We start from the raw sequence: 25,208 nt of genomic DNA, 5'->3' as shown, positions 1-25,208 counted from the left end.
CTCTCTGATTACCTCAATGGTAAATATCCCCTTCTCTGGTTCCTGTGCTTTCTATTCTGCTTTGCAAATGCAAGTGACTTAATTCTCTTGCACTTTTTACTTTTTTAAGTCCTAACCACCATAGGAAAAACATAAATGGAGTAATGATGATCAGCCAGTTTTCCTTCAATGTAAGAATATAATCGTATACACCATGTAATACGAATGGTACAAGTAAAGAATATACTAACCATTTCCCCTTTGGTACGATAAATTTCCCTTTTCCAAAATAATAGCCCATTATTACACCGAATAATGCATGACTGGAAACTGGTAATAAGGCTCTACCAATTGCATACTCTACTCCATTTGCAACTAAATATAGAATATTTTCCACTGTTGCAAATCCTAAAGAAACAGCTACACCATATACAATGCCATCATACGGTTCATCAAAATCAGCATGTTTTACTGCTGTAAAAAATAAAATGAACCATTTAAAAAATTCTTCTAATAAACTAGTTGATAATAAGGACTGCCATATATTATAAGTAAATACATTTTCGGTTTGAAGAACATATTGTATAAACATTATGGGAAAAACCAAAAGTGCTCCAGCTATAAATGATCGAAAAACAAGTGAAATTGGTTCCGTATCGTATTGATCTTTGAGATAAAAATAGCTCATTAATGCTAATCCAGGTGCTATTCCGGCTGAGAGTATCGCCAACATTATAGGTATCCTCTTTTCTCCTATCTAGAGTATGTCACTACTATTTGGATAAGCGTAAAGCGATCGTTTTAGCTATTTGTTCGCCATGAAATCTTCCATTTTCAATAAATATTTCGTTTGCATTATTTCCTGCTGCAATAACTCCTGCGATGAATATTCCTCTCACATTTGTCTCCATTGTATCAGGATTAAAAACAGGTCTACCTGTTTCTTCCTCAATAATAACTCCCATTTTTTTTAAGAATTTATGATCAGGATGGTAACCTGTCATTGCAAACACGAAATCATTTGGAATTTCTTTTGTTTTTCCATCCACCTCATATAAAAGGGTATTGTCTGTAATTTCTACTACATTTGCATGAAACTCCATATTAATCGTTCCATTTCTGACTAAAGAATCAAATTCTGGCAGAATCCACGGTTTTATACTAGTAGAATATTCAGTACCTCTGTAAAGGACGGTGACATTAGCTCCTGCTTTAACCAGTTCTATAGCAGCATCCACACTTGAATTTTTCCCGCCAATAACAGTTACATCATGATTGAAATAGGGATGTGCTTCTTTAAAATAATGCATGACCTTTTGCTTATCTTCACCAGGTACATTCATGTAATTTGGATGATCATAATAACCTGTAGCAATAATTAAATAAGGGGTTATGTAAGTGTATTTACTTGTCTTAACAATAAATTCATGCTCACTTGTTTCTTGGACTTCTAACACTTCTTCATATGCATGTATGTTTAAGTTTTTTCTTTTTACTACTTCTCTGTAATAAACCAATGCTTGATTACGATTTGGCTTATATTGCTCTGTCAAGAATGGCACGCCGCCAATTTCTAACTTTTCACTTGTACTAAAGAAGGTTTGATGAGTAGGATAGCCATGAATGGCATTAACTACGTTCCCTTTTTCTATAATTAATGGCTTGATATCGATTTCTTTTAGAGCAATTCCAGCTGCAAGACCACAAGGACCTGCTCCAACAATAATCGCTTCTTCTCTTATCATTTATTTCACTCCTCCATCTATATACAAAAGGAAGACTTTTATTTAAGTTGTTATCATATAAGACAAAAACTAAAAAGCATTCATTTATAGGGTAAATCTTCACATGAAATCATTATAACATAATAAAAAATCTCCTACTTATAGGATAGGAGATTTTTGTCAATTCATCAATAGTAATCTTGTTTCCATTTAGAATAATCTTATTACATTTTCTTTAACATTCCATTAAATCCAACCACGGAATCTAGAAGCTTCTGCCATCTTGCGAACTCCAACCATGTAGGCTGCAAGTCTCATGTCAATTCGACGTGTTTCTGCTGTTTCATAGATATTTTCAAATGATTTGCTCATCATTTTTTCTAAACGCTCTTCTACTTCCTCTTCAGTCCAGTAATATCCTTGATTATTTTGAACCCACTCAAAGTAAGAAACGGTAACTCCACCAGCAGATGCTAATACATCCGGAACCAATAGAATCCCTCTTTCGGTAAGAATACGAGTTGCTTCTAAAGTAGTTGGTCCATTAGCAGCTTCTACCACAATACTTGCTTTTATTTCATAAGCATTATTTTCTGTAATTTGGTTTTCTATTGCTGCAGGAACTAATATATCACAATCTAATTCCAATAATTCCTTGTTAGTAATGGTATTATTGAATAAGTTTGTCACTGTACCAAAGCTATCACGTCGATCTAATAAATAATCAATATCTAAGCCATTTGGATCATGCAAGGCCCCATATGCATCAGAAATACCAATTACTTTTGCACCTGCATCATGCATAAACTTAGCTAAAAAGCTTCCGGCATTACCAAAACCTTGGACTACAACACGTGCTCCTTCTATTGCTATTCCCTTTCTTTTTGCAGCTTCTCTTATACAAATGGTTACCCCTTTAGCTGTAGCTGTTTCTCTACCTTGCGATCCTCCTAATACAAGAGGTTTTCCTGTTATAAATCCTGGTGAATTAAATTCGTCAATACGACTATACTCGTCCATCATCCAAGCCATTATTTGCGAATTTGTAAACACATCTGGTGCAGGAATATCTTTTGTAGGACCTACTATTTGACTAATAGCACGTACATATCCACGACTCAATCTTTCTAATTCACGAAAAGACATATCTCGAGGATCACACACAATTCCACCTTTACCTCCACCGTAAGGAAGGTCTACAATCCCACACTTTAGGCTCATCCAAATAGATAGAGCTTTTACTTCCGTTTCAGTAACATTTGGATGAAATCTAATTCCACCTTTTGTAGGTCCTACTGCGTCGTTATGCTGTGCCCGGTAGCCAGTGAAGATTTTGACAGTTCCATCATCCATTCTTACTGGAATCTTAACTGTCATCATTCGAATCGGTTCTTTTAGCAATTCATAAACTTCTTCTGAATATCCAAGTTTCATTAAAGCTTTATGAATGATAGTCTGAGTTGACTTTAAAACATCGTGTTGCTCTTCTACATGATTCTTCTCATTAGACTTTTTGGCTACCATTAATAAATCCTCCTAAAAAACTACCTTCTCTTTGTAGTAGTTCTTCTTATTAAGAATAATTACTTTAATCTGATCATAATACCTTAAAAATAACGTTTTCAATGGTTAGTATACACTGAAATGATTTAGATGCAAGAAGTTTCCTCTTATAGGTGTTAGAATTCCAACTTAAATACTATGATTACCTTTAATACCAGTAACTGTTTCTACTATAAGTATATTCAATTCCTTAGTCTTTGTACTACTTCAATCACATTAGTTTTCGTTTCCTTGATTACAAATAACTAAATTAAGTTTCATTATCAATCCTGATTGAATAAAATCATTAAACTTAATTTTATAAACCAACATCTTATCATTAGTCTAACCATTTTAAAGCCATTAACATATGTTACTACTATGTAAAAAAATATGGAATTACTACTTATTATTTTATCTATGTTAAACAAAAAATACAAAAGGAAAGTACAACTAAATGAAAAAACTTTCCTTTTATTTGTATGTTATGATGAAAAAAAATGAGTAAGCATTTGAATGGCTTTATTTTTTTGAATTAGCTTTCCATATTCTTCAATTAAATGGATACTAGTTAAGCTGGATTCCGCATATTCACTTAATACAGCCACCATCTTTTCTTCCCAATTGGTAGAAATAGGAGAAAAATATAAGTAATAATAATCATTAAAACTGTATAGAGTACCACCTTCTATACCGATTATTTTTAATTGTTTTGCAGAAGAAATGACGTCCTCAATATCTTTAAATTCATATAGCAAATCAATTGTTTCTTCCACAGTTACCTGCATATCGAGAAACCCTTCTGATAATAGAAAATCATCATCACTTGATTCCTGATCACTTATTGTTAATATCATAATCATACCTTGTGCTTTCATCGAAAAAATTTCTACAGATACCGATCCATGTATCTCTATATCAAATATATCATTTGCCTCTTCAAGCATTTCGTGGAAGAAATATTGCCATTTAATCGAGTCTTTCCATATATCTTCCTTTGTCAAACCTCGTTCATATAAATCATCAAAGGTTAAATGAATCTTAATTCGGTTACTATTCACTCTTTCTAAGCGCATGACTATGCCTCCTGCTCCTTGAAAAAACTCTTACTGTAGCTTATGAAAAGAAACAATAATCGGTGAGTCTTAAAAAAGGATTGAAGCCTAAAGTATGCATTTAAATTATTTCAGACTGTAGACAAACATCAGAGAGATGCAGTAGTTAATTGGATAGTATATTAGATTATTACGTAGAACAGGGCTCTAATTTCCGTTTTAGGGGTGCAATTTCCTGCAGGTTCTCGAACTGTCTCGCTAATCCCGTAGGAATAAGCTGATTTATTTATCTTCTAAATGCTTCATCTTTATTACATGAGTTTCTGGTTTTGCTCCAAGTCTTAAAGGAATAGACGTTGTTCCATATCCATTACTCACTAATAAAGTTGTTTGATTAATAAGCTTCGTTCTGCCAATTTCATAAGGACCAAATCCCAAAAAACGTATTTGCCCACCATGTGTATGGCCACTTAAAACAAGAGAAATATGATCCTGTTGTTTTATTTCCTTTATTATCTTAGGGTTGTGGCTTATTAAAATTTTAAAATGCTCACCAACTGCATGAGATAATGCAGCTTCTAAATCATCATGCTTTAATGAAAAATCCTCTATTCCCATTAAAGACCATTTTTCTCCCTGATCAGATTTAAATGAAATGGCGGTATTACTTATTATATTTACTTCTTCTTCTTGTAATAACGCAATCAACTTCTGCCTATCAACCTCATAGTCATTGTTGCCCCAGACGAAGTAGACTGGACCGATTTTTCTAAGTTTTCTGATATTTCCTCTTACCTGATCTAAGCTTACCCCTTTTTCTAAAAGGTCACCACCGATGATGACAAGATCTGCAACATCTTTTACTTCTTCTATAATGACATCAGCTACTATTCTTTTATGTATATCAGAAATAAAAAATAGGGTAATTTCCTTAAACGATCTGGGGAAATTAGGGAAATATATTATTTCGTACTTTACATTATTTTCCTTAGCAACATTTTTCATGTGCAAAAAAAGAATCAAGCTTAGTAAAATCAATAGTATAAAAATAAGTATTATCATACGTTTTCTCCTTCTATCTAACGACTCGAATTCAAATTCCTTCTGAATGTTCTTCCATTTTAATATAAGTACCTCTTTCTTTACCAATTTAAAACAAAGAATGCTTTGATTTGTTTCATCATATGATGTAAAGATGTTAATGAAGGAGGGATAATCCTTGAGTTCAAATTATAAAGAATATCAACCTTATATTGGACCCAATGATCCATGTGAGCCCATTGGAACAAAAATTTATTCTACTCCACCTAATTTATATATGGGATTTCAACCACCACACCTACCACAGTTTACACCGATGGAAGCATTAAAGGCGGGTACATTATGGAAAGCATTTTATGACCCTTATTACAGTCCTTATGAGAATAAAAGCTAATGTAGAGGGAGGATTACTTACATGAAACAACTTCCACCTGAATACTATCAGTTATTAGAACAGCTGCAAGCAGTTGATTTTGTTCTGGTAGAATTAACGCTTTACTTAGATACTCATCATTTTGATCAGGATGCTATTCATCAATTTAATCATTATGTAAAAGAACGAGAAAAATTCAAAAAAATCTATGAAAGTAAGTATGGCCCTTTATTACAATATGGAAACAGCCCTTCTGGTTCCCCTTGGGATTGGGATTCCTCCCCATGGCCATGGCAAGTATAAAGCAGAAAAGATTTTAATAAGGAGTGTGGAGAGAAATGTGGCTATATGAAAAAAAATTACAATATCCTGTTAAAGTAAGTACATGTAATCCCATGCTTGCTAAATTCCTTATAGAACAATATGGAGGAGCAGATGGAGAATTAGCTGCTGCTCTTCGATACTTAAATCAAAGATACTCCATTCCAGATAAAGTGATTGGACTATTAACAGATATCGGTACAGAAGAATTTGCACATCTGGAAATGATAGCAACAATGATATACAAACTAACAAAGGACGCTACACCGGAGCAATTAAAAGCAGCTGGGCTTGGTGCACATTATGCTAATCATGGGCATGCTTTATACTATCATGATGCAGCAGGAAACCCATGGACTGCAACGTATATTCAAGCAAAAAGCGACCCTATAGCAGATCTATACGAAGATATTGCAGCAGAGGAAAAGGCAAGAGCCACGTACCAATGGATTATCAACATGAGTGATGATCCAGATTTGAATGATAGTTTACGTTTTTTAAGAGAAAGAGAAATCATTCACTCCCAGCGATTTAGAGAAGCTGTGGAGATTATTAAAGATGATCGAAAACAACAAAAAATATTTTAAAAAGTGAATATAAAAAAACATAGACAAACTAAGATTAGGACGAAAGTTTGTCTATGTTTATGAAAAGACAGTTCTTATTTGGCTTGGTGAAATAGATTAATATCATACTGATTTTTTAATACATTATAAATTTCATGTCTGTTTTCCCAAGTATCACTATTTGTTATTAAATCTTTACTTTTATCAATAATTTCACATCGTAGCTCATGATATTCTTTTTCTGCTTTCTCTCTCTTCTGTTTTAACACATTGACAAATCCAAAGGATCCTATAACAATAATTAAGGCATACAAATTAAAGATATGACTAACATAGGCAGAAAACATGGAAGCAAAAGAATAAGAATAAGGCATAGCTATATGCTTATATATGTACATAAAATATAAGGACGTAAAAAAAATAGTAACCCAAAGCATAAGGATATGCCTACTCTTTAAATAATCAAATTTTTTCTTTTTCTCAATTAATTTCAACAATATTTTTTGTAGTGTCCCATCTATAAAATAGCTTTCAGGGAATATGGATTTAGTCATATCTTTGTCCCCCTTTACTATCTCAAATATATGTAGGAGGAGGACAAGATAGAATGTGTATATTAAATTAATTTAAAACAATTTTTAATGTTTGACCTGCCTGAATATCATTTGTTTTCAGGTTGTTTAATGCTTTAATCTTTTCCATACCATCACCTGCTGGATAGTATTTTAGTGCAATTTCAAATAGAGTTTCGCCTTTCTTTACTTGATGATAGATAATATTACTATCTACAGAGCTATTATCCATCACTTCTGTTGCTACTTCTTGTTCTTCCGTATTCGTTTGTGGCTCTTCTCTATTCGTTTCTTGTCCCTCTAATTCTGTTTCCTCGGAGACAAGTTGATTCTCCTCAGTATCATCATTTTCTAAAATGTTTTCTGCTTCTTCCGTCTCTTGTGCTTTATTCTCCATATCCTTTGTATTCTTTTCATTAGCCTGATTATCATTTTCTTCCGTAATACTCACCCTTTCAAAAAAGCTACTTGTAGCTTCAGATGGTATGAATGTAGGAAGTCCCTTACTTTTTAACATGCTATTAATTCCTAAAATGCTAACAGGAAGTAAGATAAACAGAATGGCAAGGCTTGAAATAATAGGAGTTTTCCATTTTCTCTTTTTTCCTGCGTGAATACTACTTCTCGAAGGAAGTGCGTTACTCTCTTCTTCATGTTCTATCTCTTTTTCTTCCATCCTGTTTACTCTGGTTAATTTTTCTTTATGTAATTCTGCTTTAATTCTATATGGATCTTCTTTCTTCATGAATAAAGCCCTCCCCCACAACTACAACTACTTCTCTCTCTTATCAAACAGTCTATAACGAAGTATACAACCGAGAATAAAGTCAATTAAAAAATGCATAATTACTGTTACCCAAAGATTTTCTGTCCATTCAAATAATAAACTGATCACTACACTTACTAAAACCACATTAAAAAACAAAAACAAATTAAATAAATAACGATAATGCATCAATGCAAAAATAAGACAACTAATCCATATACCTAAATTAGATTGAATGACACCTCTAAAGAGGATTTCTTCAACAAATGCAACAACGAAGGCAATGAAAGCAATATGCAAAGGATTGCGATTCTGAAAAACCCTTTTGTTGACACCTCCATCATCATGATATTGTTGTGGAAGTTTCACCATAAAGATTACATCCAAGCCAACTATAATAAAACCAGCCATGATTCCAATAAAAAAATCCACTAAATCATAATGAAACATCTGATAAAAAGTTTCTTCATCATGAAAAATCAGAAACTGTAACACAAGACATATGAATAAAAGAATAGCTTGTGTTGCATAAAGGTTTTTGACCAAGTCGCGATCAGAAAGTTGATTAATTAATTTAGAATAATTCTCTTTATTCATTTCATTACCTACTTTTTATCCCTAAAATTTCTTGTAACTGTTCCTTCCAACCCATATCAGAAAAAGTCGCAGATGGCTGTTCTTTATCTCCTGCAAAAAATGCTAAGTCAAATCCACAATAATCACAGCAGAATGTCTCATAAGAAATCCATACTTCTTCAAAATAACTTGCAATATACTTTCGTCTACATTCTTTTGCGGAAATCCAATCCATTAATTGCTGTATTTTTTGCTTTTTCTCCTCTATTCTTACTTTCCTAAATCGCTTAAAGCGTTCCAACTCAATGTGTATTTCTTCTATTGACTTACTATCAGGCTTTACAAAATCCCTTAATACTCTCCATTGAGTTTCCGTAAACAAGTTAGGTATAGTATGCTCATTAGCATGTAACCATTGCATATAATCAGAAAATTGATTTAGTGATATTTTCCATTGATCTATTTGTAATTCGTTCGACAGCTCAGACTCTACAAGCTGATAGGCGATTCTTTCATCACCGGAAACATAAAGTAAAATGGCAACACTTTGTTTCCCATCTCGACCAGCCCTCCCTATTTCTTGGAGATAGGATTCTAATTTTGTTGGAATATGGTAATGAATGATATATCGAATATCTTCTTTATTAATCCCCATCCCGAAAGCGCTCGTTGCACAAATAATATCTAATTGTCCTGCAAGATACTGTTGCTGTACGAGGATTCTATCCTCTTGATTCATACTCCCGTGATAAGCCATTATTCGCTTCTCTGTACGCTCTTTTAAATAACTAGATACTTGTTCCGCTACTTTCTTACTAGAAAAATAGATAATTCCTTGCCCCTTCAACTGTTTAATATAGTTTAATAAAACAGGTAGCTTTTCATTAGCATTTGAAATCTCTTTCATTTTCAAAGTAATATTAGCTCTGTCAACAGGGTAAATAATCTCATTAACTTCTTCTAAATAAAGAGATTGGATAATATCTTTCCTTATGGAATCCGTTGCAGTTGCTGTTAACGCTAAAGTGAGTGGATTATTTAATTTTTGTCGAATCTCTCCTAATTTTTGATAATCAGGTCGAAAATCATATCCCCATTGAGAAATACAATGAGCTTCATCGACAACAAATAACCCTATTTTCATTTTCCTCAAAATAAAGAGTACATTAGGCAAAACAATCATTTCTGGGGAAATAAAAATAAATTTATACTTATGCAATGTATGTAAAACATGTTTTTTCTCATTCAAAGTGAGAAAAGAATTTAGTGCAATTACATTCTTTTCTCCCTTCATTTTCATTTGTTCTACTTGATCCTGCATCAGCGATAACAATGGAGAAATTATGATGACAGAACCATCCAATAGCTTCCCTGTAAATTGATAACATAATGACTTACCCGTTCCTGTTGGTAGCATCGTAAGAGTATGTTGTTTACTAATTAGAGATGTGATTGTTTCTTTTTGACCAATACGAAAACTTTCTAAACCAAATGACTTCCTTAAAATAGCTTCTAAATTCATTTATAAGTCACCATACCTTGCTAATACTACTCTAATTTCGAAATAGGATACTTCCTCTAATTGTTCTTTGATAATTTTTAAAGATTTTGAGGAAGAGCTTTCGATACAAGCTTTAATTTTCTTAATTTTTTCAGAAGATACAAAATGTTCTGGGGTAAACTCTGGGATATTCAATAATATTTCAATAAAATGATCTTCAATAGTACTTCTTTTTAAGGATCTTCTTTCAACTATTTGTTCTATACTGAACCCTTTTTTCACATAATCTAGTGTTTTATTTGTAGAAGCAGTTAACGTATAACCGTTTTGATTAGACTCTAACATACAGCTTACTATTGGATATGCCTCTTGATTAGCTTTCATTTTATCCATCATATAGTGAAGAAGAGCAACAAATTGTACTTGATAATAAAATGGATCTAATTTTAACTCTTCTACCAATTGATTTGCCGTTAGCCCTATTTTGTTAATACCAGTAAATCTACTTATTATTAACAAAGGATCTATTGGTGAATCTATAAATATAGAAACCAATTCCTTATATAAGTAACTGTTTATTTCACTTTTTTCAATAGGTAATGATACAATTGCTTTTTTTACCCATTGTTGAACATATGGATTTCTTTGAACAGGAATGTATTGAGTTTTACTTTCTGCTAAATGAGCACATACTTGAACCATTAGCGTTAATTTAGCCCAAAAAAGATTTGTATCCTGATGAAATTTCCACCCCTGCAATTCCCTTGGAAAAGGTTTTTCTATCCATAGTTCTTGTAGCTCTGTCATCCTATTCTCTCTTACTTTATAGTGATCTTTATTTAATTCCGTTAACCAATTCTCCTGATTTAACTCGAACACTAATCCATTAAGGCGTTCTCTTGTTAGTGTTGGATATAGTTGAAAAAGAGGCGTTAACTGAAAAATATGGATATCTTGGATTGTTTGGGAAGATTTTTTTCCATTTAACAAGTGAAGAATAGAATAGACAGTCCTTTCTCCATTCATCTTAAATAAGCAATATAGAATAATGATTTTCTCAAAGGACATCTCTTCCCACTTCCTTATACATGTGTTAAAAGTTGTAGAATATTGTAGATATTTATTTTCATTTTACCATGAATGGTGAAAAAACGTGAACAACACATATAAACAAATACATGAAGTGCTATAAAATAAAGTCTCTATTCGACCAAATAAGAACAAGAAAATATTTCTTTCTCTCTTTTATCAGTCTTTTTTATTGAAAAGTTAAGTATTCAGACTTACAATAAGATAATGGTATGGAGTTTTACGACACTTGTATTTGTATGACTCTACTATGAATAACACTGGAGGTTTTTAATACTCATGGCAAAATATACAATAGTTGATAAAGACACATGTATCGCATGTGGAGCATGTGGAGCTGCGGCACCTGATATTTATGATTATGATGACGAGGGCTTAGCATTTGTTATGTTAGATGATAACCAAGGGACAGTCGAAATTCCTGAGGTATTATTAGAAGATATGTTAGATGCATTTGAAGGCTGCCCAACTGATTCAATTAAAGTGGCAGACGAATCATTTGAAGGTGATGCTCTTAAATTTGAATAGTACTGGTTAAAAGAGCAGAAAGATAATTCTTTCTGCTTTTTTTGTTTCTACATGAAAAACTCCTAAATACTTATTTAGGAGTTTTTCAACAGTCTTTATTAATTTATACATTTCGATATTGCATTTGCTTCATTATCCAAGTATTCATTTTAGAGAAAATGAGTACAAATAGGACAGAAATTATAGTGCCTTTTAATAAATTAAACGGAATAATCGCAGTTACAATCGTATTTTTTAATATTGTACCTTCAATTGGTAAGTTCATTAGAGTGTAATAAACAGGTAAAAGAACATAGTAATTAAATACACTCAGTAAAGTTGTCATTAAAACAACACTTACAATTAAACCAATAACCATACCTATTTTTGATTTAATTTTATTATATATATAGTAAGTTGGCAGTATAAAGGATATCCCAGCAATTAAGTTTGCTAAGTGACCTACAGGAACTCCACTTTCACTCCCTGTAAGAACATAATCAATTAGATTTTTTATTACTTCCACTAATATCCCTGCAACTGGACCTAAAATAAATGCGGCAAGTAATGCAGGTAAATCACTGAAATCTACTTGCAGATAAGTAGGAAATGATGGCAATGGGAAATTAAGAAACATAAGAACATACGATAATGCACTCATCATCCCAATTAAAACATAGGACCTTACTGTTAACTTTTTACTCTTTTTCATGATAAAACTCTCCTTCTTATTAGGATCTACCTAAGAAGAAAGATTCAGCAATTCATTAAGCATGCAGGCATATAAAAACCCTTAAGTACAAGTACTTAAGGGAGAATATTAAGGCATACTTAACAAACGTTCGAAACATAATTTTTGAACGATTTGCAGAACCTCCATCTTCTCCCATCCAGACTTTACTGTCGGTTTTGGAATCTCACCAAATCAACCTACCATAGTAGGTTCACGGACTTTGAGCATGTAAAACTCATCACCGCCGGTCGGGAATTACACCCTGCCCCGAAGATAGACCATATTTAATTTTTATATACTAACTTATTATACATAAGAAGAATTCATTTGTGAAGAAAATTGCTTAACTTTCATAAAGGGAGTTTTTGACTCTCCAACTTACTAACAGTTAGAAGATTATTTTGTTTTCCAAGGCATACCGCTCTCATGAAAGAAAGCGATATGCCTTAGAAAACAGAAGTTAGGATCATGAATTTAAAAAGAAAGTCCCTCTATATGAAAGGGAGAAAACAAATGTATATCTTGGTTTTTCCACGTTTCCAGTGCGTTAGAAGCATCACCTTGTGTAGAACCCTCTACTTTTTTCAAATCAATATTACTCTTCATAAAAAGAAGACTTTTCTTATAAGGAAGTACTGTAACTTGCTCTCCGTCTACTTGTACATCTTCCTTAGTGGCCGCTTCTTCTGCTGTATGTATTTCTTCGTTTCCTTCTACTATCACATTCTTCTCCATTTTTAATTCTTCTTGCTGTAATAATCCCATTTTAAAAGAATTAGGTTGCTCTACTTTTTGTTCCACTTGTTCTGTTTCTACCTCTTCTGTTGTAGCAGCGATAGTTACAGTCTGTCCTACTACCACTTCCCCAAGCACGAGAATTGGATCTATTGCGTTTTCTTTTGTGACAGTCCATTCCTTATTATGTATTTCAAAATGCAAATGAACACCAGATGAATGTCCAGTATTCCCCATTTCACCTATTTTATCTCCTCTTTTTACCACATCATTTTCGTTAAAGTCACGCGTATTTAAATGAGCATAGACGGTTTCTAACTCATTGTCATGTTTAACAAATATGACATTTCCATATGATTGTGAAAAATAAGACCTTGTCACTATTCCATCATCTACAACGTAAACAGCATCTCCTAAATCGCCTGCAATATCAATTCCTTTATGATTTCCATTTCTTGTATTAAATGTATCTGAGATAATCCCTTCACTTGGCCAAGTCCAATCTATCGTTCTCTCAGATAATGAAGGCGTTTCAGCTTGCGAGTGTCTACCACCTAAGAATAAAAAGCTTACAAAGAGTAATATAAATGCCGCTATCAATATTCTCCTCATGTAATCTCTCATAATATCCTCCTTTTCAAAAAAATCAATATTATGTTCATAGAAATAATTTTTGGCTATCAAAAATTGTCATTTAATCCATTATAAATAATTTTGATAATGGATTTAGCGTTCCATTCAACTTATGAGTACATGTTAGCTCTTAGAACAAGATACTATATCTGTGTTATTTTAAAATAATATCAAGTAAGATAACACCAATTATTACAGATCAATATCCCCTAAATGAACAAACTTTATTTTTCCCCATTTCTTTTCTTCTATCCTATAAATCATTATCTTAAAATATTTATTTTTTAATAATAGAAAGACAAAAAAAGAAGCCTAGATGTCTCTAGACTTTCTACAAATCCACATTATTAGCTGCAACTGGCACCTCTAATTCATTAGATAAGTTAAATTCTCCAACATATTTCTTCTCCGTATTCTCAAATTTAACAGATTGATAATTGAATTCCTTTGCCGTTAAAAGAATACACTCAATTGCCTCAATTGTTTCTTTATTGTCTTCTACAATACTTTCATCTGTTAAATACAAAATTAATTGATTTTCAGAAATATTTTCGGTTATTTCCTCAAAATTTATATTTTTAGGAATGGATGCTAATAATCCATATTTTTCCACATCTTTCTTCATTGCATTTAACGCAGCCTTAATAGAGTCAAAAGGCTCTTCCCATGGTACATATAATACCTCTTGTTCACTATCAGTATCATCTAGTAGAAAATATGCTCGATTCACTAGTGGTTGATAGTTTATTTCTGTTTCTTCCCTGTTTCCAAAAACGACTCCTTCTTTCCCATTTGAATAGAAAGCCATTTTTTTTGCTCCAATTGTTTCTAACTGCTGATCTATTAATGTACGGAAAAATCCTTCTGAGTGTGAACCTAACTGGATAACACCTTCCTCAAAGTTCACATTAACAGTAGCTTGTTCCTGATTATAAGTAAACATCTTTGGATCAAGTGGAAGGTAATCACTTAATTGCCATTTTGTTTGATTAATCACGTCTCGAATATACTGTTTATAGAGTTCAAATCGAGATAAATGTTCAGGATTATTAACCATTATACTAACTGGGACTAAAACTTGAACATTATCATCAGGTATTGGATAGGTTAACACTTCTTTTTCTCCAATTTCTTCCTTGTATATAGAGTTTGTATGAACTTTTTCTATTTTCTCTTGAATAGAACTGTCTTGTTCCGCATTCTCCATTAAGGAAGTATCTGATTGCATTTCCTTATTACTTCTATTTTCCAGACTAGGACTAGAGGCAATTTGGAAACTGCTGTTGCTATCCTTATTCGTAAAATCGTAGAAACTTAGTCCTATTATTAAGAGGAGAGAAGCAGCAAGAGCAGAAGCAATACTTGGGAATACCCATGTACTTTTTTGCTTCCCTTCTAACTGCACTTGCACTCTGTTATATACTACCTCTTTTGTCCTATCATCTTTTATAGTAGGTAATTTTCTAACTAAATCTTCTATGTTATTTTCATCCCATTTTTGATGCGGCATTACACTCCCTCCTCTCCATCTATATTTTCCAATTGTTTTCGCAACGATTTTAAAGCTCTATGCTGTGTTGTCTTTACTTTACTTTCTGTCCAACCTAGAGTGAGAGCTGTCTCTACTATCGAACGTTCCTGAATATAACGAAGTATGATTACTGCTTTTTGATCAACAGTACAAGTGGTTAATGCTTTATAAATGACCTGTAATTCTTCTGATTGTACCGTCATTTCTTCTGGTAACAAATCTTGTGATTGTATCTGTTGTTTGGACCAATCAAATTTGTCCATAATTCTTTCTTTCCAATTCTTCTGCTTACGAAAATGGTCAATTGCTACATTCCTAGCAATACTAAATAACCAGGTTTTTTCTGTACTTTTCCCTTCAAAACGGTGATAGGATTTAAGTACCCGAATATAAACCTCTTGTACCAAGTCTTCGGCTGTTTCCTTATGGTTAACCATATAAAAAAGGAACTGAAAAACGTCCTGATGATACTTCTCGTACATTTCATCAAAAACGGAGTTCATTCTTTTCCCCCCCCCGTTCATATAATTAGTCGTAAATTATGTATATTAGTTTCATTTTTTTTGTATTTTACAAAATAAAAAGGAAGGAAACATTCCTCCCCTTACTTTCTATTATGTTTAAATGTTTCTTGTGAATCAAGAACAATCGGCAGTTTCTATCAATTTATTCGTTATTTCGAGGTAAAAAGATAAAAAAGGTTGTTCCTCGACCAATTTTACTATGAACAGAAATACCTCCGTGATGAGCTTCCACAATATCTTTTGCTATTGCAAGACCTAAGCCTGTCCCATAATTCCCTCTTGTTCTTGCTTTGTCCGCTTTATAGAATCTTTCAAATACATACGGTAAATCCTCTTCAGGAATACCTGTGCCAGTATCTTCTATTTCTATGAATACTCCATACTCATCCGACTTGCTACGAACAGAAACAGCTCCACCTTTATTGGTATGTCGTATACAATTATCCATCACATTTGTTAACACTTGTTCCATTCGATCAGGATCCATTTCATAATAGTCCGTATCTCCTGTAATTAACACACTAAACTCTACTTCTTTTTCCCTTGCTAATGCATTAAATTTTCTAGTTACTCGATTAATAAAGGAAGAGACTTCTATTGATTCTTTATTTAAATCAAGGTGCCCTGCTTCCATTCTAGCAAGATCTAGAAACTCATTTACCAATCTTCCCATTCTAAGGGATTCATCATAAATAATTCTAGCTAATTCTTTTTTATCTTCTGCCGATTCTGCTATATCATCAACTATTGCTTCACTATACCCCTGTAGCATACTAATAGGAGTACGTAGTTCATGTGAAACATTCGCAATAAAATCAATTCTAAGTTTATCTAACTTTCTTTCCTCTGTCATATCCCGTATAACAACAATTGCGCCTCTTATATTTTCTTTATTATATAGAGGGGAAACAATCATAACCCAATTTCTTCCTTGAAGCGTAATTTCATCAATTTGTTCATCGCCTGTTGTAACAGCAAGCTGGAAGAGTTCTTTGAGCTGATTCGGGATTTGAGATTTATCTTTCACTTGCTCACCTTGCTCATAATACCAATGCTGCAGGAATCTTTCTGCTGGAGGATTCGTTATGAGTAAGCTGCCATTTTTATTAAATGTAATAACACCATCAGCCATTCCACTAAGAATATTATTCAATTGTTCTTTTTCTTGGCTGAGAGCATTCATGTTGAAGTTTAGCCTTCTAGCCATTTCATTAAAGGCTACTCCAAGCTCCCCTATTTCATCCTGGGAAAGTATTGGTATTTTTGTATCAAAATCCCCTTGAGCTAACTTTAGTGCAGCCTCTCTAATACTTCTTAACGGGGCAGTTATCCTTGTTAACAGGAAAAATGCAAAAATAGTGGTTAAGATAATGGCAACAACTGCTGCTAAAACAATAAATTTAGTTGTTGAAACCTTGGAGCCATCAATGGAGTTATTGGATTGGTACACATATACCATTCCATTACTACTATTTCCTCCAATAGGAGAAGCCGCGACAGCAACTTGTTGCGCTTTTTCCTTTTCTTTCCCTAAATCAAAACTAGTAACCGTTGACTCGTTGTTAGAAATAGATTTTGTCATTTCTTTATTTTTTTGAAGAGTGGAAAGAGTAATATCCTCTAGATTACTTACCGAAAAGGTGTAGATTTCCTTTTCTGGAAAAACTATAAATGCTCCAACCGAATTGTCTAATAATTCTTTGGATATATCTAATCCTATTTCCTTGTCCTGTTCAATCAAGACCTCTGATATCTTTAAAGCTGTTGCTGATAATGATTTTGCCGTTTGCTCCTTATATGTTTCATCAAAGTACTCAAGCAACATGATGGTCAAAATCGTTAACACGACAGAAACAAGCAATAAAAAAGTAATCCAAAGCTTAAATACTACACTTCTCCAGAATTTCATCCATTATTAACCTCAAACTTATAACCTACTCCCCAAACCGTAACAATCATTGCGGCTGCTTCTTCCGAGACCCGGTTAAGTTTTTCTCTCAATCTTTTCACATGTGTATCTACTGTTCTTAAATCACCGAAAAACTCGTAATGCCATACCTCTTTAAGCAAAAGCTCACGATCAAAGACTTTGTCTGGAGATTTTGCTAAGAAATATAACAGTTCATACTCTTTTGGTGTTAAGCTTACTTCTTTTCCATTTGCAAGTACACGGTGCGCATCATGATCTATCGTTAAGCTTGGAAATACAATAACGTCTTTTGATGCAATCTCAGTTTGAACATAACTTGCTGTGTTAGAGCGTCTTAGAAGCGCCTTTACTCTTAAGACCACTTCTCTTGGACTAAATGGCTTTACAATATAATCATCTGTACCTACTTCAAACCCTTGAACTCTGTTTACTTCTTCACCTTTAGCCGTTAGCATGATAACAGGAGTAGCTTTCTTTTCTCGTAATTCTTTACAAACTTCCATGCCGTCTTTTCCTGGCATCATAAGATCAAGAAGAATCACATCATAATCTGTTTGAAGAGCTTTTGAAAGTGCCACATTACCATCTTCCGCTTCTTCTACAACGAAATTTTCTCTTTCTAAGTACATCTTTAATAGACGTCTAATTCTTTCCTCATCATCAACTATTAAAACCTTAATTTCTTTTTCCAATTGAAAAACCTCCTAAACAATACGCAAAAAACCAATGCTGAATATTAGTAATACGTTTTTATCTACAGAATATTAACAATACGAAAGGTTATTTTCATATTCGTCATATATGAGAAGCGAAAGATCCAGTTTCGATCCTTTCACTAGCAAAATAGTATATTTCACCTAACCATTTAAGTAGCAAATTTCATTGATCTTCTTCTTAACTAACGCATTCATTATACCATTTATAGCATGTAGATATTGTTATCATTACTAGTTCAACTGTGAAAGTTTTATGAACGTTTAGTTACCAATTGGTATTTTTTCACATAGTCATAGCTACTACTTTTTCTTTGTTGCCTCTGTTCGTAATAACTTCACTTCATGCGCTGTTAATTCTCTAGCATCACCTGGCTGTAATCCATTTAGATTTAGAAAAGAGTATCTTTCTCTTTTTAGCTTCATAACAGGAGTCCCTATAGCTTCAAACATTCTACGAACCTGTCTATTTCTGCCCTCGTGAATTTTAAGTTCCACAATAGAAGATCCCTTTTTCTTATCTACAGACAGAACCTTCACCTTCGCCGGCGCTGTTTTTCCATCTTCTAACATGATACCTCTTTCCAAGAGTTTCACCTTTTCCCTTGATGGAATACCTTTTATTTTCGCCACATAAACTTTTTCAATTTCCCCTTTTGGATGCATCATCAAGTTAGCAAATTCGCCATCATTTGTTAAAAGGATGATGCCAGAAGTATCATAATCTAATCGACCAATAGGATAAATTCTTGCTTGAATTTCAGAAAAATAATCTGTTACTACTTTTCTTCCTTTATCATCATTCACACTAGAAATAACCCCTCTAGGTTTATAAAGAATAAAATAAACTGGTTCCTCACGTTCTAATGGTATACCATTCACTTCTATTTTATCTGACGGAGTTACTTTCACACCTAATTCTTTCACAACTTTTCCATTAACTGTAACTCTTCCTTCTTGTATAAGTTCTTCCGCTTTCCTTCTTGACGCAATCCCTGCATGTGCAATTACTTTTTGTAGTCTTTCCATTAAGTCACCTCGTTGATTCTTGCTACTATGAGCTTTTATCTATTTCATATATGTTTTAGTAAATAATTGATTAATACATACTAATGAATTATGACATAAATCGACGAAATTTCAAAGATTATCTTTAGAATAGAAAAAAGAACACTCTTCTAACACAAGGAATTTCTCATCATGAAAGAAATTTAGTGTCCAATAGTGTTCCGTCTGATTATTTACCAAACATTAATGTAACAACAACAATAGCAGCAATAAATCCGACCAAATCTGCTAAAAGTCCTACCTTCAGTGCATCTCCCATTTTCTTTACTCCAACAGCACCAAAATAGACAGTTAATACATAAAAAGTCGTATCTGTACTACCTTGTATGACAGAAGCTAGTCTACCTATATAGGAATCAGCACCATATGTAGAAATTAAATCACTTGTCATTCCCAAAGCTGCATTTCCTGAGATAGGGCGAATAAAAGCAAGTGGTGCCACTTCCGAAGGTACACCTATAAAATCAAGAAGGGGCTTTAGAAACCCCATGAAAAATTCTAATGCACCAGATGCTCGAAAAATAGAAATAGCTACAAGCATTCCAACTAAAAAGGGGATAATGGAAAAAGCGATTTGAATGCCTTCTTTACCACCTTCCACAAAGCTTTCGTAGGTTGGAACCTTTTTAAATGTGCCATAGAGTAAAATAAACCCGATTAAGGATGGAATCATCCATAATGAAATCAAGGATATTATCTGCATTCAATCACCCTTTTTTCATTCGTTTGTAATAAAAATAACGATCAATCAATATCCCGCTTATACAAGATATAATAGTGGCTAGAATAGTAGGTCCGACAATATCAGTTGGATTTGCAGAATCATAATTTATTCGAATGGCAATAACCGTTGTAGGAATAAGGGTTATGCAAGAAGTATTTAATGCAAGAAAGGTAATCATACTGTTACTAGCTGTATTTTTATCACCATTAAGCTGTTTCAATTCTTCCATCGCTTTAATCCCTAAAGGCGTAGCGGCATTTCCTAATCCAAAGATATTAGCCATTATATTAGACAGAATATATCCCATTGCTGGATGATCTTTTGGAACCTCAGGGAAAAGTCTCCCTACTAGAGGTCTAAATAAATTACTTAGCTTTTTTAATAAGCCTGCGAGTTCCGCTATTCTCATTATTCCTAACCAAAAAACCAATACACTAATTAACCCAATACAAATCGTTACTGCTTCTTTTGCGCCAGAAAAAATAGCTTTATTCACTTCATCCATTGTTCCATTTATAGCTGCAAAGATGATACCAATTAGTGCTAAGGCTGCCCAAATATAATTAACCATTACTCTCCACTCCTGTTAGTGCGAGAAATATACTTTTGAAAAAGTCTAGGAAACTTTTATCTTGTTTAGGATTATGTTTATAATGAATGGGAACACTTTCAACTTGCTGATCATTCAAATATATTTTTGCTTGACCTACAATCTCAGGGACTTTTGTTTCATCACTCTTCCATTCCTTTTTTACAGAATTTAGCTCGTATTTTATTTCAAAAGAATCTGTTTCTTCTTCCGTAATGGGATATTCTACATTGGAAGTTATATATATTTTATTTTTGTAAAATTCGTCTTCTACTGCTTTAATATTTCCCTCTTCTAATACTTGTACCTTTTTATACGTCTTAAAAGCTGTTTCAAACATATTAATATGGTCATCCCAATCGTCTGGATCATTTAAGGTAACAGCTATAAACGATTGGCCATCTTTTTCTGCTGTACTTACTAATGTTCTTTTCGCTCTAGTTGTATAGCCTGTTTTGCCACCTGTTGAATATTCATACAAGCTTGTTAGTAACTTATTCTTGTTTTTCCATACACGATCCCACTCATCATTTGAACTTTCCGAACGATAACTCTCTGTTCCTGCAATCTTTTTGTATGTATCATTTTCCATTGCATACCGAGTAAGTAGTGCCATATCATAGGCTGTTGAATAGTGATCTTCATGATCATCTAGTCCATGTGGATTGGCGAAATGAGTATTTTTCATACCTATTTCTTCTGCTTTTTGATTCATTAAATACACAAATCCCTCTAAGCTTCCACCTACATTTTCTGCAATAGCAACTGCTGCGTCATTTCCAGAGCGTAGCATTAACCCATAGACTAAATCTTCAAGTTTTATTTTCTCTCCTGGTTTTAAATAAATGGATGACCCTTCTACTTTTGTATTACTGTCGGTTATTGTTATGGTTTCATTTAGTTTTCCAGATTCAACCGCTAATAAAGCAGTCATTATCTTGGTAATACTTGCAATCCTTCTTTGAGTATAAGCATCTTTTTCAAATATAACTCGTCCAGATTCTTGTTCCATAAGAACAGCACTACTTGCGCTTACATATATTTGAGCATTACTTTTTCCAGGAATGGCTAGTAACAGAATGGAGATGACCATTGATAGAATAATTCCTTTACGTAATTTCATGACACACAACCCCGTCTCCTTTTATGGTTTGTACAAGTTTATGCAAGAGTTATCGTCCTATGACTAGATTTTCATTTCAACGGGTTGTTTTCGTAAGAATTCTTGTACTCGAATTTACCATTTACTCCTAAGGAGAGGGAGATTTCTTTCGTTATAAAGGCTGGATGGTCGTGCAAATAGTAAGTGTAAGAGGATTCGGAAAGAAAACTTTTATTGGAGGATATTAGGGATAGGGATTATAAACACCTATAAAAAATATATGATTATTTTATTTGTATATACATGACAGGAAGAGTCGTGCAGAGAATCGTTATGATTCTTGTTATCTGGAAAATAGGGGGCTTGCGGAGAATAGTTTATTCTTGGAACATTGTTTACAATAAATTTAAGGAGTTGTGGTTTTTATAAATTTCCTTGGAACCATTTTTGTTTGAAATATAATATTTTTGGTTCTTAGCAGCTTCTTTGGAACCATTTTTCTTTAAAATTTATTATTTTTGGTTCTTAGAAGCTTCCTTGGAACCGTTTTTGACTAGAAACTAGCGGTTTTTGGTTCTTAGAAGCTTCTTTGAAACCACTTATCAAGGCAATATAGGGATTCGTGGTTTTTAGAAATATCTTATGTACCACTTATGCCAAATATAGCGGCATGTATGATTTATACACTCATTCTTTGAACAATACAAAGACATCATCAGTTCTTAGAATCCATTACGAACCATGAAAAAGAGTTTTCCCCACTGCCAAATGCTAACCTTACCATTCACTTTTCCACCAAATTAAAATACTTTAAAACATAAATCACTTATATTAATATGGTCTCCACTTTAGTTCACTTGCCTTCAAGAAACGATTCTCTACATCCTTCCAGTTAACAACATTCCACCAATTATCAACATACTGGCCTTTATTATTTTTATATTGTAAGTAATAAGCATGTTCCCATACATCAAGTACTAAAAGGGGAATGGTATCCCATTGAGTTAGAAGCATATGACGTTCTGATTGCAGAATTTCTAGATGTCTGGCTCTTGGGGACCATACTAATATAGCCCAGCCTACCCCTTCTACTGCTTTTGCGGCTTCGCTAAAATGCTTTTTAAAAGCATCATAACTTCCAAAATATTTTTTTATTTCTTCCAGTAGAGCTCCTTTAGGGCTTCCACCTCCATTTGGGCTCATATTATTCCAAAATATAGTGTGTAGATAATGACCCGAGCCATGGAAGGCAAGCTCTCTAGACCAGTGCTTCACTAGATCATAATTGTTCGTTTTCCTAGCATTTTCTAATTTATCTTCTGCCTTATTTAAACCATCCACATAGGATTGATGATGCTTTGTATGATGAAGAAGCATGATTTCTTTTGCAATATAAGGCTCTAGTGCATCATATCCATATGGCAGAGCTGGTAATTTATGCTTTCCTACTCCTACCGATGGTTCTTTCATAAATATACTTCCTAACTGTTGTCTTTGAGCAAAATAATCTTCCATATCTTCATGTAATTCTTCTGCTTCATGTTGAATGCGAATTAATTCTTCTGTACTTAATGGCTTCCTCTGTACTCCATTCATTAAATGAGTAAATTTATCCAACCTTTTCCAGATACTTTCTTCTTTTTGTACATCTTCTGCTTCTAATAATCCTTTTAGTTGTTTATTCCAAATCAGTACTTCACGAACATAATCATTATAACTGCTCACTATATGCCAACCCCATTTCTAACATAAAGTATTCTATAAATGGTATGTCGTAAATTAGTTGAACATGTTTATGAAATTGTATAAATTCCTTTCAAGTAAAAAGAGAATATCAACTAGTGACATTCTCTTTAATCGTTATTTGTTAAAAGACTCAAAAAAGAGATCGGCTTCTTCTTGGTTGAATTCTTCTTCTGAATCGGATAATGGAGGTAGTTCTCCTAAATTTTTCAAACCAAAATGATCGAGAAACTCCTTTGTTGTCCCATATAGAATAGCTCTTCCTGCTCCTTCAGCTCTCCCCACTTCTTTTATAAGTGCTTTGGCTGATAATGTATGCAATGGTCTTTCTGTTTTTACGCCCCTAATTTCCTCTATTTCACTACGAGTAATCGGTTGTTTATAAGCAATAATAGCTAATGTTTCTAAGGCTGCTTGAGATAAAGTAGATGCGTGTGGTGATTCTACTAATTTTTTCAAGTAGTCAGAATGTGCTTTTTTTGTGGCGAACTGATATGTTCCAGCCATCTCAATAATGGCTATTCCTCTTGTTTTATCTTGAAGATAATGTTTTACCAATTCATCCATCAGTTGTTCCACTTCTAGTTGTTCTAAACTTAGAACATGCATTAGCTGTTTTACCGTTAATCCTTCATCTCCAGCAGCAAATAAAAGACTTTCTACTGCTGCTTTCCAGTCATTTACTTTCAAATTCTTACTCAACTTCCTTTCCACTAACAAAAATATCTGCGAAATTACCTTCTTGTTCCACAAATATATGACGCCGTTTCAATAACTCCAATATCGCTAAAAATGTAACCACAATATGCGATTTTGTAGCAACTGGAAATAATTGTTCAAAAGATACTCTTCCTTTTCTAGTTTGAAGAAAAGTCACAATTTCTTCCATTCTACCCTCTATAGGAATTTCTTGCCTTGTAATTTTTGTTGAAAGTGGAGCTTGTAGCTTCTTACGTTTTAATAATTTTTGAAAGGCTGCAAGCATATCATATAAAGAAACATCAAGCTCCTGCTTGCTGCTATCTACGGAATCAGAACTATAAGAAGATAAATCGCTAGGTGGCCTAGTAAAAATTAATCCCCTTTCTATTTCTAGTTCCTTCAATTCATCAGCTGCTTCTTTAAATCTTCGGTACTCTACTAACCTCTCAATTAACTCTTCCCTAGAATCCTCATCTGGTTCGAACATAAGTTCATCATCAAATAATTCATCCTCATGTTTAGGAAGAAGCATTTTGCTTTTTATGGCAAGTAATGTTGCTGCCATTACTAAAAATTCACTTGCCACATCTAGCTGTAACACATTCATGGCATGAATATATTCTAAATATTGCTCCGTTATTTCTGCAACATTAATATCATAAATGTCTATTTCCAATTTATTAATTAAATGTAGCAACAAATCCAATGGACCTTCAAAACTATCAATTTTCACACTATATTGCATTCTTCTCACCAATATCCCACTAAAATACATTTAAAATTGTAATGATAGTATTAGTATAGAGGAAACACAATAGTTATCCAACAGAAAAATAACCCAATTTTGATTAATAACACGAAATAATTAC

At 33.2% G+C, this 25,208-nt stretch carries 27 protein-coding genes and 1 riboswitch; of the genes, 4 read left to right on the top strand and 23 right to left on the bottom strand.

The window, feature by feature from the left end; all coding sequences use genetic code 11:
- Window positions 1-13: 13 nt before the first annotated feature.
- From prsW to F9279_RS00350, 5 genes are all read right to left on the bottom strand, one after another.
- Window positions 14-712, bottom strand: a complete 699-nt coding sequence (gene prsW / locus F9279_RS00370) for a glutamic-type intramembrane protease PrsW (protein ID WP_152110653.1) — start codon at window positions 710-712, stop codon at window positions 14-16.
- A gap of 40 nt (window positions 713-752) precedes the next feature.
- Entirely contained in the window at window positions 753-1,724 is a 972-nt protein-coding gene (locus F9279_RS00365; RefSeq protein ID WP_152110652.1) for a YpdA family putative bacillithiol disulfide reductase, read from the bottom strand.
- A 225-nt stretch (window positions 1,725-1,949) separates the two neighbouring features.
- On the bottom strand, window positions 1,950-3,227 hold the full coding sequence (locus F9279_RS00360; protein WP_152110651.1) for a Glu/Leu/Phe/Val family dehydrogenase: 1,278 nt from the start codon (window positions 3,225-3,227) through the stop codon (window positions 1,950-1,952).
- Window positions 3,228-3,730: 503 nt separating this feature from the next.
- Complete coding sequence (locus tag F9279_RS00355) at window positions 3,731-4,321, bottom strand: adaptor protein MecA (protein ID WP_152110650.1); 591 nt, start codon at window positions 4,319-4,321, stop codon at window positions 3,731-3,733.
- 261 nt (window positions 4,322-4,582) lie between these two features.
- On the bottom strand, window positions 4,583-5,362 hold the full coding sequence (locus tag F9279_RS00350) for a metallophosphoesterase (RefSeq protein ID WP_226793068.1): 780 nt from the start codon (window positions 5,360-5,362) through the stop codon (window positions 4,583-4,585).
- Window positions 5,363-5,519: 157 nt separating this feature from the next.
- On the opposite strand from F9279_RS00350, the gene F9279_RS00345 reads away from it, so the two are divergent.
- The 3 genes from F9279_RS00345 to F9279_RS00335 are packed head-to-tail and all read left to right on the top strand — an operon-like array spanning window position 5,520 to window position 6,622.
- Window positions 5,520-5,735 carry a spore coat associated protein CotJA gene (locus F9279_RS00345; protein WP_152110649.1) on the top strand — a complete coding sequence of 72 codons (216 nt, stop codon included), beginning with the start codon at window positions 5,520-5,522 and terminating at the stop codon, window positions 5,733-5,735.
- A gap of 21 nt (window positions 5,736-5,756) precedes the next feature.
- Window positions 5,757-6,017 carry a spore coat protein CotJB gene (locus tag F9279_RS00340; protein ID WP_152110648.1) on the top strand — a complete coding sequence of 87 codons (261 nt, stop codon included), beginning with the start codon at window positions 5,757-5,759 and terminating at the stop codon, window positions 6,015-6,017.
- Between the two features lie 35 nt (window positions 6,018-6,052).
- A complete protein-coding gene (locus F9279_RS00335) occupies window positions 6,053-6,622 on the top strand; it encodes a manganese catalase family protein (RefSeq protein ID WP_152110647.1) in 570 nt (189 codons plus the stop codon).
- 74 nt (window positions 6,623-6,696) lie between these two features.
- On the opposite strand, the gene F9279_RS00330 is transcribed toward F9279_RS00335, so the two are convergent.
- From F9279_RS00330 to F9279_RS00310, 5 genes are all read right to left on the bottom strand, one after another.
- Window positions 6,697-7,155 carry a DUF2663 family protein gene (locus F9279_RS00330; RefSeq protein ID WP_152110646.1) on the bottom strand — a complete coding sequence of 153 codons (459 nt, stop codon included), beginning with the start codon at window positions 7,153-7,155 and terminating at the stop codon, window positions 6,697-6,699.
- A 67-nt stretch (window positions 7,156-7,222) separates the two neighbouring features.
- A complete protein-coding gene (locus F9279_RS00325; protein ID WP_152110645.1) occupies window positions 7,223-7,918 on the bottom strand; it encodes a LysM peptidoglycan-binding domain-containing protein in 696 nt (231 codons plus the stop codon).
- A gap of 27 nt (window positions 7,919-7,945) precedes the next feature.
- Complete coding sequence (locus tag F9279_RS00320) at window positions 7,946-8,536, bottom strand: CPBP family intramembrane glutamic endopeptidase (RefSeq protein ID WP_152110644.1); 591 nt, start codon at window positions 8,534-8,536, stop codon at window positions 7,946-7,948.
- Window positions 8,537-8,540: 4 nt separating this feature from the next.
- A complete protein-coding gene (locus F9279_RS00315; RefSeq protein ID WP_152110643.1) occupies window positions 8,541-10,037 on the bottom strand; it encodes a RecQ family ATP-dependent DNA helicase in 1,497 nt (498 codons plus the stop codon).
- On the bottom strand, window positions 10,038-11,084 hold the full coding sequence (locus F9279_RS00310) for a helix-turn-helix domain-containing protein (protein WP_152110642.1): 1,047 nt from the start codon (window positions 11,082-11,084) through the stop codon (window positions 10,038-10,040).
- Between the two features lie 300 nt (window positions 11,085-11,384).
- Between F9279_RS00310 and F9279_RS00305 the strand changes: the two genes are divergently transcribed.
- Window positions 11,385-11,633 (top strand): ferredoxin, encoded by a 249-nt coding sequence (locus F9279_RS00305; protein ID WP_152110641.1) that lies wholly within the window; start codon window positions 11,385-11,387, stop codon window positions 11,631-11,633.
- A 103-nt stretch (window positions 11,634-11,736) separates the two neighbouring features.
- On the opposite strand, the gene F9279_RS00300 is transcribed toward F9279_RS00305, so the two are convergent.
- The 13 genes from F9279_RS00300 to F9279_RS00240 all read right to left on the bottom strand — a co-directional run bounded on the left by F9279_RS00300 (window position 11,737) and on the right by F9279_RS00240 (window position 25,084).
- Window positions 11,737-12,324, bottom strand: coding sequence for an ECF transporter S component (locus F9279_RS00300; protein ID WP_152110640.1), 588 nt, complete (start codon window positions 12,322-12,324; stop codon window positions 11,737-11,739).
- 162 nt (window positions 12,325-12,486) lie between these two features.
- Window positions 12,487-12,624, bottom strand: a riboswitch (FMN riboswitch).
- A gap of 195 nt (window positions 12,625-12,819) precedes the next feature.
- A complete protein-coding gene (locus F9279_RS00295) occupies window positions 12,820-13,704 on the bottom strand; it encodes a M23 family metallopeptidase (protein WP_152110639.1) in 885 nt (294 codons plus the stop codon).
- Between the two features lie 340 nt (window positions 13,705-14,044).
- A complete protein-coding gene (locus F9279_RS00290; protein WP_152110638.1) occupies window positions 14,045-15,223 on the bottom strand; it encodes a hypothetical protein in 1,179 nt (392 codons plus the stop codon).
- The gene (gene sigX / locus F9279_RS00285; RefSeq protein WP_152110637.1) at window positions 15,223-15,747 is read right to left on the bottom strand and encodes an RNA polymerase sigma factor SigX; all 525 of its coding nucleotides are present in this window, start codon (window positions 15,745-15,747) and stop codon (window positions 15,223-15,225) included. Before sigX ends, F9279_RS00290 begins: the two co-directional genes overlap by 1 nt.
- Window positions 15,748-15,910: 163 nt before the next feature.
- Window positions 15,911-17,677, bottom strand: a complete 1,767-nt coding sequence (locus F9279_RS00280; RefSeq protein WP_152110636.1) for an ATP-binding protein — start codon at window positions 17,675-17,677, stop codon at window positions 15,911-15,913.
- A complete protein-coding gene (locus tag F9279_RS00275) occupies window positions 17,674-18,390 on the bottom strand; it encodes a response regulator transcription factor (protein ID WP_152110635.1) in 717 nt (238 codons plus the stop codon). The genes F9279_RS00280 and F9279_RS00275 overlap by 4 nt, the downstream gene beginning before the upstream one ends.
- 324 nt (window positions 18,391-18,714) lie before the next feature.
- Window positions 18,715-19,440, bottom strand: coding sequence for a 23S rRNA pseudouridine(2605) synthase RluB (gene rluB / locus F9279_RS00270; RefSeq protein WP_152110634.1), 726 nt, complete (start codon window positions 19,438-19,440; stop codon window positions 18,715-18,717).
- 208 nt (window positions 19,441-19,648) lie between these two features.
- Window positions 19,649-20,182 carry a spore maturation protein gene (locus tag F9279_RS00265; RefSeq protein WP_152110633.1) on the bottom strand — a complete coding sequence of 178 codons (534 nt, stop codon included), beginning with the start codon at window positions 20,180-20,182 and terminating at the stop codon, window positions 19,649-19,651.
- A 4-nt stretch (window positions 20,183-20,186) separates the two neighbouring features.
- Window positions 20,187-20,774, bottom strand: coding sequence for a nucleoside recognition domain-containing protein (locus tag F9279_RS00260; protein WP_152110632.1), 588 nt, complete (start codon window positions 20,772-20,774; stop codon window positions 20,187-20,189).
- Complete coding sequence (locus F9279_RS00255) at window positions 20,767-21,915, bottom strand: D-alanyl-D-alanine carboxypeptidase family protein (protein WP_152110631.1); 1,149 nt, start codon at window positions 21,913-21,915, stop codon at window positions 20,767-20,769. Before F9279_RS00255 ends, F9279_RS00260 begins: the two co-directional genes overlap by 8 nt.
- A gap of 810 nt (window positions 21,916-22,725) precedes the next feature.
- Window positions 22,726-23,619, bottom strand: coding sequence for a superoxide dismutase (locus F9279_RS00250; protein ID WP_152110630.1), 894 nt, complete (start codon window positions 23,617-23,619; stop codon window positions 22,726-22,728).
- A 135-nt stretch (window positions 23,620-23,754) separates the two neighbouring features.
- Window positions 23,755-24,327, bottom strand: a complete 573-nt coding sequence (scpB, locus tag F9279_RS00245) for an SMC-Scp complex subunit ScpB (protein WP_152110957.1) — start codon at window positions 24,325-24,327, stop codon at window positions 23,755-23,757.
- Between the two features lie 4 nt (window positions 24,328-24,331).
- Window positions 24,332-25,084, bottom strand: a complete 753-nt coding sequence (locus F9279_RS00240; protein WP_152110956.1) for a segregation/condensation protein A — start codon at window positions 25,082-25,084, stop codon at window positions 24,332-24,334.
- Window positions 25,085-25,208 lie beyond the last annotated feature (124 nt).

The sequence above is a fragment of the Bacillus sp. B1-b2 genome (genome assembly GCF_009183415.1).
Classification (GTDB): Bacteria; Bacillota; Bacilli; order Bacillales; family Cytobacillaceae; genus Niallia.
Note: the sequence above shows the minus strand (reverse complement) of the source record. Positions and strands in the feature narration are given on the sequence as shown.

Excerpts from the sequence above, each read along its gene's own strand:
- F9279_RS00350 (WP_226793068.1), bottom strand. The coding sequence starts at position 5,362 with ATGATAATACTTATTTTTATACTATTGATTTTACTAAGCTTGATTCTT.
- F9279_RS00265 (WP_152110633.1), bottom strand. The coding sequence starts at position 20,182 with ATGCAGATAATATCCTTGATTTCATTATGGATGATTCCATCCTTAATC.
- F9279_RS00360 (WP_152110651.1), bottom strand. The coding sequence starts at position 3,227 with ATGGTAGCCAAAAAGTCTAATGAGAAGAATCATGTAGAAGAGCAACAC.
- F9279_RS00340 (WP_152110648.1), top strand. The coding sequence starts at position 5,757 with ATGAAACAACTTCCACCTGAATACTATCAGTTATTAGAACAGCTGCAA.
- F9279_RS00300 (WP_152110640.1), bottom strand. The coding sequence starts at position 12,324 with ATGAAAAAGAGTAAAAAGTTAACAGTAAGGTCCTATGTTTTAATTGGG.
- rluB (WP_152110634.1), bottom strand. The coding sequence starts at position 19,440 with ATGGAAAGACTACAAAAAGTAATTGCACATGCAGGGATTGCGTCAAGA.
- F9279_RS00260 (WP_152110632.1), bottom strand. The coding sequence starts at position 20,774 with ATGGTTAATTATATTTGGGCAGCCTTAGCACTAATTGGTATCATCTTT.
- F9279_RS00330 (WP_152110646.1), bottom strand. The coding sequence starts at position 7,155 with ATGACTAAATCCATATTCCCTGAAAGCTATTTTATAGATGGGACACTA.
- F9279_RS00255 (WP_152110631.1), bottom strand. The coding sequence starts at position 21,915 with ATGAAATTACGTAAAGGAATTATTCTATCAATGGTCATCTCCATTCTG.
- sigX (WP_152110637.1), bottom strand. The coding sequence starts at position 15,747 with ATGAACTCCGTTTTTGATGAAATGTACGAGAAGTATCATCAGGACGTT.
- F9279_RS00325 (WP_152110645.1), bottom strand. The coding sequence starts at position 7,918 with ATGAAGAAAGAAGATCCATATAGAATTAAAGCAGAATTACATAAAGAA.
- F9279_RS00355 (WP_152110650.1), bottom strand. The coding sequence starts at position 4,321 with ATGCGCTTAGAAAGAGTGAATAGTAACCGAATTAAGATTCATTTAACC.
- F9279_RS00280 (WP_152110636.1), bottom strand. The coding sequence starts at position 17,677 with ATGAAATTCTGGAGAAGTGTAGTATTTAAGCTTTGGATTACTTTTTTA.
- F9279_RS00365 (WP_152110652.1), bottom strand. The coding sequence starts at position 1,724 with ATGATAAGAGAAGAAGCGATTATTGTTGGAGCAGGTCCTTGTGGTCTT.
- prsW (WP_152110653.1), bottom strand. The coding sequence starts at position 712 with ATGTTGGCGATACTCTCAGCCGGAATAGCACCTGGATTAGCATTAATG.
- F9279_RS00320 (WP_152110644.1), bottom strand. The coding sequence starts at position 8,536 with ATGAATAAAGAGAATTATTCTAAATTAATTAATCAACTTTCTGATCGC.
- F9279_RS00295 (WP_152110639.1), bottom strand. The coding sequence starts at position 13,704 with ATGAGAGATTACATGAGGAGAATATTGATAGCGGCATTTATATTACTC.
- F9279_RS00335 (WP_152110647.1), top strand. The coding sequence starts at position 6,053 with ATGTGGCTATATGAAAAAAAATTACAATATCCTGTTAAAGTAAGTACA.
- F9279_RS00310 (WP_152110642.1), bottom strand. The coding sequence starts at position 11,084 with ATGTCCTTTGAGAAAATCATTATTCTATATTGCTTATTTAAGATGAAT.
- F9279_RS00290 (WP_152110638.1), bottom strand. The coding sequence starts at position 15,223 with ATGCCGCATCAAAAATGGGATGAAAATAACATAGAAGATTTAGTTAGA.
- F9279_RS00240 (WP_152110956.1), bottom strand. The coding sequence starts at position 25,084 with ATGCAATATAGTGTGAAAATTGATAGTTTTGAAGGTCCATTGGATTTG.
- F9279_RS00315 (WP_152110643.1), bottom strand. The coding sequence starts at position 10,037 with ATGAATTTAGAAGCTATTTTAAGGAAGTCATTTGGTTTAGAAAGTTTT.
- F9279_RS00305 (WP_152110641.1), top strand. The coding sequence starts at position 11,385 with ATGGCAAAATATACAATAGTTGATAAAGACACATGTATCGCATGTGGA.